This window comes from Micromonospora sp. NPDC003776 (genome assembly GCF_053605645.1).
Genome location: NZ_JBSGJR010000430.1, coordinates 1 through 6,171 on the forward strand (window position 1 = coordinate 1; position 6,171 = coordinate 6,171).

Annotated in this window: 5 protein-coding genes; 4 read left to right on the forward strand and 1 reads right to left on the reverse strand. The window is 75.3% G+C overall.

Annotated elements, in window-relative coordinates:
- Positions 1–44 precede the first annotated feature (44 nt).
- Positions 45–374: a hypothetical protein gene (locus ACWEVO_RS27145; RefSeq protein WP_416296209.1), complete on the reverse strand. Its 330-nt coding sequence runs from the start codon at positions 372–374 to the stop codon at positions 45–47.
- Positions 375–698: 324 nt separating this feature from the next.
- Between ACWEVO_RS27145 and ACWEVO_RS27150 the strand changes: the two genes are divergently transcribed.
- From ACWEVO_RS27150 to ACWEVO_RS27165, 4 genes are all read left to right on the forward strand, one after another.
- On the forward strand, positions 699–1,190 hold the full coding sequence (locus ACWEVO_RS27150) for a DUF3145 domain-containing protein (RefSeq protein WP_357328301.1): 492 nt from the start codon (positions 699–701) through the stop codon (positions 1,188–1,190).
- A gap of 38 nt (positions 1,191–1,228) precedes the next feature.
- A complete protein-coding gene (locus ACWEVO_RS27155; RefSeq protein ID WP_452310335.1) occupies positions 1,229–2,950 on the forward strand; it encodes a glycoside hydrolase family 3 protein in 1,722 nt (573 codons plus the stop codon).
- 96 nt (positions 2,951–3,046) lie between these two features.
- A complete protein-coding gene (locus ACWEVO_RS27160) occupies positions 3,047–4,033 on the forward strand; it encodes a glycosyltransferase family 2 protein (protein ID WP_452310336.1) in 987 nt (328 codons plus the stop codon).
- The coding region (locus tag ACWEVO_RS27165; RefSeq protein ID WP_452310337.1) for a hypothetical protein at positions 4,030–6,171 on the forward strand (2,142 nt) is incomplete at its 3' end. The genes ACWEVO_RS27160 and ACWEVO_RS27165, both read left to right, overlap by 4 nt.

Genomic DNA, 6,171 nt, shown 5'->3' on the forward strand with positions numbered 1-6,171 from the left:
CGGGTGACCCCCGGCGGGCGGTTCGTGGTGACGCGGGTGAGGGCTCAGCCCTCGAAGACGCCGGCCTCGACGAGACGCTTCTCGGTCTTGTCCCAGCCGTGCTCCGGGTGGGCCGCGGCCAGGCCGTTGATCTCAGCGCGGATCTTGGCGGCGTGGCCGGCGGCGGCCAGCACCCGGATCTCCTCGACGAAGGCCTCGGAGTCGGTGCGCAGGTGCGCGGTCTTGCCGTTGGTCAGGTTGCGCACGTAGGCGTGCTTGCCGCCGTTCAGCGGGATGAGGTACTTGAACTCGCCCAGAACGCTGAGGGCGCCACCCTGGCCAGCCTGGCCGGCCCGGACTGACGCGCGCGCGGTCTTAGAGGTGTTGCTCGCCACGGAGGTACTCCTTGCAGACGTACGGGAGGACTTAAACGTCCGGGGGCTGTTGCGGGTGACGCCCGGATGAGCCTCGGCCCGCGAAGATGTACGGCGGCACAGAACCGCCCAGAGAACTGTACACGACCTCGACGCCTGGCTGGTCATCGCGCCGTCAGAGGGGTCAACCAGGTCAGCCGCCCGGGTATTTCCCGGTCCCGGGCCCGGCGAATTTTCCGATTCGCTGGCGCACCATCCGTCACAGCAGTCATCATGTGTTTCACGGCACCACTCGGACGGACGAGGTCGTAGGGGAAGACGCACCTCGCTCACCGGGAGGTCACCGTGCCAACGCGTGGCGTCGTATACGTCCACTCGACCCCGCTCGCCGTGTGCTCGCACGTCGAGTGGGCGATCGCGCGCGTCCTCGCCGCGCCGGTCAACCTGCACTGGACGGCCCAGCCCGTCGATCCCGGCGCCCGGCGCGCCGAGTGCGGATGGACCGGCAGCCCGGGGACGGGCGCCGAGCTGGCTGCTGCCCTCCGGCAGTGGCCCATGATCCGTTTCGAGGTGACCGAGGAGCCGAGTCCGGGCGTCGACGGCGAGCGGTTCATGTACGTCCCCGGCCGCGGCCTGTTCCGCGCCACCGTCGGGGCGGCCGGCGACATCCAGCTCGGCGAGGACCGGCTGCGGGCCATCATGGCCTCCGCCCGGGCCCCGGAGGCCCTCGCCCACGCCCTGGACAAGGCGCTCGGCACCGCCTGGGACGCCGAACTGGAGCCGTACCGGTACGCCGGGGACGGCGCTCCCGTGACCCTGCTCACCAGAGTGGGCTGACCCGGGTCAAGTTGCCCTGATACGCGGACCCTGGTGGGATGGGCCCCGTGTCGACCACCCCGCGACGTACCTTGCTCGTGCTCGCGGCACTGCTGGTGCTGCTCGGCTCCGGTTGCACGAAGGCACCCGGCCGAGCGGCGCCCAGCGCCTCGACCAGCGGGTCCCCGGCCATCCCGGCCCCGACCCCGACCGACCCGAAGGGCCGCGCCGAGGCCCTGGTCCGCACCCTCTCCGACGAGGACCTGGTCGGCCAGGTGCTGATGCCCTACGCGTACGGCGACTCGGCGACCCGGGTCTCGCCGGGATCCGCCGCCGGCAACCGCGCCCTCGCCGGGGTCGACACCCCCGCCGAGATGGTGGCGAAGTACCGGCTGGGCGGGGTGATCCTGGTCGGCTTCAGCGCCGACGACCCCACCTCCGCCAACCAGGAGACCACCAACGTCGACAACCCGAAGCAGGTCCGCGAGCTGACCACGGGCCTGCGCGCCGCCGCCGGCAAGCTCCCCGCCGGTGCCGCACCCTTCCTGATCGGCACCGACCAGGAGTACGGCGTGGTGACCCGGATCACCGACGGCGTGACCCTGCTGCCCAGCCCGCTCGCCGCCGGCGCGGCCGGCGACCCGGCGCTGACCGAGGCGGCGTGGCGGGCGGCCGGCGCCGAGCTGGCCGCGATGGGGATCAACCTGGACTTCGCCCCGGTCGCCGACGTGCTGGCCACCTCGAGCACGGTGATCGGCTCCCGTTCCTTCGGGTCCGACCCGAAGAACGCCGCCGAGCAGGTGGCCGGCGCGGTCCGCGGGCTGCAGGCCGAGGGGGTGGCGGCGAGCGTCAAGCACTTCCCCGGGCACGGCCTGACCGCCGCCGACTCGCACAAGGACCTGCCCGTGGTCGGTCAGTCCCGGGCCGAGCTGGACCGCCTCGCGTTCCCGCCGTTCCGCGCCGGGATCGACGCCGGTGCGTTGGCGGTGATGTCCGCCCACCTCGACGTCAAGGCCGTCGACCCGGGGACCCCGGCCACCTTCTCGCACAAGCTCCTCACCGACGTGCTCCGCGGCCAGCTCGGCTTCCAGGGCGTGGTGATCACCGACGGGATGAACATGGCGCCGGCCAAGCGCTGGTCGCCGGGGGAGGCCGCGGTCCGCGCGTTGAACGCCGGCAACGACCTCATCCTGATGACCCCGAACGTGGGCCAGGCCTACGACGGCCTGCTCGCCGCGCTGAAGGACGGCTCGCTGCCCCGGGCCCGGCTGGTCGACGCGGTGACCCGGGTGCTGACCATGAAGTTCACCCTCGCCGGCCGGCCCACCCCGGACCTGTCCACCCTGGGCGGCGCCGAGCACCAGAAGGCCGCCGGAGCCCTGGCGGCGGCCGCGGTCACCATGCTGCGCGGCACCTGCGGCGCCCCGGTCCCCGGTCCGGTCACCGTCACCTCCTCCGCCGGTCGCGAGCAGACCCGGGCGGCGCTGACCGAGGCGCTCACCACCGCCGGGGTGAAGGTGGTGCCGAGCGGCGGAACCGTGGTGCACCTCGTCGGGTACGGCGACGCCGCCGGGGACCTGCGCGCCGACGCCGCCGTGACGGTGGCCATGGACACCCCGTACGTGCTGGCCGGCGCGAAGTCGCCGACGCTGCTGGCGACGTACTCCTCCAGCCGGGCGTCGATGACGGGGCTGGCCCAGGTGCTCGCCGGCAAGGCCCGTCCGGACGGCCGGTCGCCGGTGCCGGTACCCGGCCTGCCCGCCACCGTCTGCGGCACCTGACCCGGCACGATGGCCGCTGACGGGCCCCGGGCGCGACCGGCCCGCTGGTAGCGTCTGCCCCGTCCACCGTCGCCGGGGAACGGAAGGTCGAGCGCCGTGACCGCACCGCAGCCGGCCCTCTCCGTGGTGGTGCCGATCTTCAACGAGCAGGACGTGCTGCCGCTGCTCGCCGAGCGGTTGCGCGGCGTCCTCGACGGGCTCGGTGAGGCGTACGAGGTGGTGGCGGTCGACGACGGCAGCACCGACGGGAGCGCCGCGGCACTGGCCGTGCTCCGGGCCGGCTGGCCCGAGCTGCGCGTGCTGCGGTTGCGCCGCAACAGCGGCCACCAGGCGGCCCTGCACGCGGGGCTGCTCCGGGCCCGCGGCGGATACGTGGCCAGCATCGACGCCGATCTCCAGGACCCGCCCGAGGTGATCGCCGAGATGCTCCGGCGGGCGCGGGCCGAGGGGCTGGACGTGGTCTACGGCGTCCGGGCCGACCGCAGCCTTGACACCCGGTTCAAGCGGTGGACCGCGGCCGGCTACTACCGGCTGATCCGGCGGCTGGTCGGCCGGCAGGTGCCCGGGCAGGCCGGCGACTTCCGGCTGCTCAGCCGCGCGGTCGTGGAGGCGCTGCGGGAGCTGCCCGAGCGCAACCCGGTGCTCCGGCTGGTGGTGCCCTGGCTCGGCTTCCCCAGCGGCGAGGTCCGCTACGAGCGGCAGGAGCGGGCCGCCGGGCGGACGAAGTACCCGCTCTCCCGGATGGCCGGCCTGGCCGCCGAGAGCGTCACCAGCTTCTCCGCCGCCCCGCTGCGGGTGGCCACCTGGTTGGGCCTGGCCGGCGTGGCGGTCTGCGGGGTGCTCGTGGTGATCGCGGTGCTGGCCTGGTTCGCCGGGGCCACGGTCAGCGGCTGGCCCTCCCTGTACGTGGCGATCCTCTTCCTCGGCGCGGTGCAGCTGCTCTGCCTCGGCCTGCTCGGCGAGTACGTGGCCCGGATCTACACGCTGGTCCAGGGCCGCCCGGCGTACGTGGTGGCCGGCGACAGTGCCGACGGGGAACCGGTCCGGCCGGACGCCGCCGAGCTGGCCGACACCCTGCGGTGACCGTCCTCGCCGCCGGGGATGCCACCCCGTCCACCGTCGACCCGCGCCGCCGCCCGACCGTGCTCCGCTACGCCCCGGCCGTGGCCGGGTACGCCGTCGTCGCCGCCGTGCTGCTCGTCGCCGGCACCCCGGTCACCGCCCTCGCCCGCTGGACCGGGTACGCGCTGCTGGCCGTGCTGCTGCCCGGGACGCTGGTGTTCCGCGCGCTGCGCCGCCGCGCGTACACCCTGGTCGAGGACCTGGCCATGGGTGCCGCCGTCGGTCTGGTCCTGGAGCTGGCCGCGTGGGCGGTGTGCACGGGCCTCGGCGTGCCCGGGGGGCTGCGGTTCTGGCCGCTCGCGGTACTGGTGCCGTTCGCCGCCGTGCCCCGCCTGCGCCGGCACTGGCGGGTGCGCTACACCACCACCGTGCCGTCCGGGTGGGCGTGGTCCCTGGCCGGGGTGGTCGCCGGGTTCACCCTCTACCTCCACCAGTCCTTCCTCGCGGTCAACCCGGTGCTGCCCACCGACGAGGGGCAGGCCCAGTACATCGACCTGGCGTTCCAGCTCTCCCTGGCCGGGGCGGCCACCCACCAGGTGCCGCTGGACGTGCCGCAGGCCGTCGGCGAGCCGCTGCACTACCACTGGTTCGGCTTCGCCCACCTGGCCGCGACCAGCCTGGTCAGCGGCGTCGACCTGCCCACGGTCTTCTTCCGGCTCGGCGTGCCGGCGCTGTGCGCCCTGGCGGCGGTGCTGGTCGCGGTGGTGGGCTGGCGGATCACCGGCCGGCCGTACGCCGGGGTGGTGGCCGCCGGGCTGATGTTCACCGTCGGCGAGTTCGGCTTCGAGAACGGCTGGCGGCAGCTCTTCGGCACCCAGGCCACCTTCATCGTCTGGGGCAGCCCGTCGATGACGTACAGCTGGGTGCTGCTGCTGCCGTTGCTCGCCGCGCTCGGCGAGGTCGTCGGCCGGGCCCGCGGGGTGGCCGTGCCGGCGCTCGGCCGGGGCGCCTGGGTGCTGGTGGTGCTCTTCCTGGCCGCCTCGACCGGCGCGAAGGCCAGCTCGCTGCCCGTGGTGCTGGCCGCGCTCGCCGCCACCGGGGCGGTGGCGCTGGTGACCCGCCGCCGGGTGCCCCGGGCGGTGCTGGTCGCCGCCGGGCTGGCCGTGGCCGCGCAGCTCTTCGCCACCGCGGTGCTCTTCGCCTTCACCAGTCACGGGGTGACCGTCGACCCGTTCTCCGGGCTGCGCCCCTACCTGCCGGCCGGGCGCTCGGCCGGCTTCACCGCGCTGGTCTGGGCGGGGGTGTTCGTGGCGTTCCTGCTCAGCCTGCAGCTCCGGCTGGCCGGGGTGGTGGCGCTGCTGCGGGTGCGTCGCGGGCGGCTGGAGCCGGTGCAGGTGTTCCTGCTCGGTGGCGCGCTCGCCGGGCCGGCCATCTACCTGCTGGTCGGCCACCCGGGCAGCAGCAACCAGTACTTCACCCGGAGCGGGTTCGCGTTCGGGGTGCTGCTGTCCGCCTGGGGCTGGGCCGAGGTCGCCGACCGGGCCGCCCTCTCCGCCCGCGGCCGCCGGCTGCTCGCCGCCGCGACCGCCGGGTTCGCCGGGCTGCTCACCGCGGTCCAGCTCGGCGCCGCGACCAGCACGCCGGCCACCCCGGCGTACGCCCCGGTGCTGCCGCTGCTCTGCTGGGCCGGCGTGCGGGCCGCGGCGGCGCTGGTGGTGGCCCTGTGCTGGCCGGCGCTGGTCGGGCGCTGGCCCGGGCTGGCCGGCCGGGGCGGCCTGCTGCTGCTCACCGCCGTGCTGGCCGCCGGGGCGCCCGGCCTGGTGCTGGACGCCGTGGCGGCCCGGCACCATCCGAACGGCGGCGCCTACCCGGTGGTGGCCATGCCGGCGTCCCGGGTCGAGGCGGCCCGCTGGGTCTACGCGCACAGCGGCCCCGATGACGTGCTGGCCACCAATGTGCACTGTCGGGCGGTGGTGGACGGCTGGTGCGACGCGCGTTCGTTCTGGCTCAGCGGCTACGCGCAGCGCTCGGTGCTGGTGGAGGGGTGGGCGTTCGCGCCCCGGATGGTCGGCCGGCCGGAGGGGCCGTACGCGCCGTTCTGGGACCCGGCCCGGCAGCGCGCCAACGACGCCGCCTTCACCGCGCCCACGGTGGCCGGC